Origin of the sequence: Priestia sp. SIMBA_032 (genome assembly GCF_046535215.1) — a bacterium.
Taxonomy (GTDB): domain Bacteria; phylum Bacillota; class Bacilli; order Bacillales; family Bacillaceae_H; genus Priestia; species Priestia aryabhattai.
Genome location: NZ_JAWRXD010000404.1, coordinates 1 through 300, shown reverse-complemented (window position 1 = coordinate 300; position 300 = coordinate 1). Strand labels below are relative to the sequence as shown.

The window sequence follows — 300 nt, the reverse complement described above, 5'->3', positions numbered from 1 at the left end:
CCGCGACGTACCCGCGTGTCGCCGTCCGGCCGTAGCCTGGGGTGGTGCTCGACCGCTTCTTCGACCTGATCCGCGCCGTCCCGGCGCCGGACGACGCCGAGCTGCTGTTCGGTGACGACGACCTCGGGCGCCTCCGTGAGCGCAACCTCCGCCGCTACCTGGAGGCGCCGCACTCGCCGGTCCTGCTGCTGGGCGAAGCCCCCGGGTGGCGCGGGATGACCGTCACCGGGGTGCCGTTCACGTCCGTCCGCGCAGTGGAGGCCGGTGTCCTCCCGGGACTCGAGCTGCCCTCCGAGCCGC

Annotated in this window: 1 protein-coding gene; it reads left to right on the top strand. The window is 74.7% G+C overall.

Translation table 11 applies throughout. The features are described 5' to 3' along the window. Positions 1-41: 41 nt before the first annotated feature. Positions 42-300 (top strand): uracil-DNA glycosylase family protein (locus SB717_RS34930; RefSeq protein WP_410907471.1); only part of this gene is annotated, 259 nt, incomplete at its 3' end.